Annotated in this window: 2 protein-coding genes and 1 pseudogene; all 3 read right to left on the bottom strand. The window is 51.2% G+C overall.

Annotated features, from left to right (window positions below; translation table 11 throughout):
• Positions 1-235: 235 nt before the first annotated feature.
• Entirely contained in the window at positions 236-364 is a 129-nt protein-coding gene (locus tag ACO6BQ_RS12645) for a hypothetical protein (protein WP_489121518.1), read from the bottom strand.
• A complete protein-coding gene (locus ACO6BQ_RS12640) occupies positions 361-537 on the bottom strand; it encodes a hypothetical protein (RefSeq protein ID WP_489121516.1) in 177 nt (58 codons plus the stop codon). The genes ACO6BQ_RS12645 and ACO6BQ_RS12640 overlap by 4 nt, the downstream gene beginning before the upstream one ends.
• Positions 538-584: 47 nt before the next feature.
• A pseudogene (locus ACO6BQ_RS12635) lies at positions 585-1,082 on the bottom strand (IS30 family transposase); the annotation flags it as partial.

The raw sequence follows: 1,082 nt of genomic DNA, 5'->3' as shown, positions 1-1,082 counted from the left end.
CTTAAACGGTCGTTCCCTTGTGAGAAATTTGTCAACTGTTCTTGACAATACCAGTTGCCGATGATAGAGATTTTCGCAGCACCTATGAAAGTCTCACGCGAGAGAACAAGCAGCGCTTTTGGAAGTCCATTATCGCCTCGATTACGTTTGATGATACTCCTGATACCCGTGGTAAGGGCGCCTATATCCCTTATCGGGTTACTTTTTTATAACAAAATGTCCCATGTAAGGAAGGTTAAACATTTGTCTCACGTGCACACTGTGCAGCGGCATACATGAGCGCGGGGCGATACGCCGCTGCAAGCGTCCGCAGCTCATCACAGGTGACGCGGCGCAGGACGGAGGCGGGGAGTACCGTACTCATCGCATTCCCTCCTTTACAGGGTCGCGCATCATGACGGTGCGCCCGAGGAAGCCGATGAGCCCCGAGGCGATGTTGCTCGTGAGCTCCGCGCTCCCGTAGAATACGGACAAGATCAGGGTGAGGACGAGTCCCGTCCCGACCATCCAGTCTACGCGCGGCAAATAGTTTCGCATAAAAATCTCCGTGAATTGCAAGAGCAAGTTGAACAGTGATTTAATTGAGAAACATTTTCAATAGAGTATACTTCATCCAAGAAGGTGTTAAACAGTTCTGCTGGTGTTTGATAGTCGAGCACTCGACGAGGGCGGCTGTTTATCTCATCCGCTATGTTTAGGATGTCCTCGTCACTGTATCCGTCGATACCCGTTCCTTTGGGGATATATTGGCGGAGGATGCCGTTGTGACGCTCGTTCTGCGGGCGTTCCCATGAGCTGTAGGGGTGAGCGAAGTACACCTTCATGCCGAGGCTCTCAAGCTGCGTGAACGTCTCGAACTCTGTCCCGTTGTCAACGGTAATCGTCTTGAACACTTGGCTGAAACGGTCCTCTCCATATTCCGATTTCAAATGGGCGATGGCTTCTTCAATGCCGGCGCACGTGCGACCCGAGATGCGGATTGCGATGTAGTCGTGCGTCACCTTTTCCACAGCGGTAAATACGGCTGTGATATTGTCAAGAACAGTTGACAAATTTCTCACAAGGGAACGACCGTTTAAGTG

It is taken from the genome of Centipeda sp. (in: firmicutes) (genome assembly GCF_057271695.1).
This window is presented reverse-complemented; position numbering and strand designations above follow the sequence as displayed.

Bases quoted from the DNA above. Each gene is read 5' to 3' on its own strand.
- ACO6BQ_RS12640 (WP_489121516.1), bottom strand. From the start codon at position 537: ATGCGAAACTATTTGCCGCGCGTAGACTGGATGGTCGGGACGGGACTC.
- ACO6BQ_RS12645 (WP_489121518.1), bottom strand. From the start codon at position 364: ATGAGTACGGTACTCCCCGCCTCCGTCCTGCGCCGCGTCACCTGTGAT.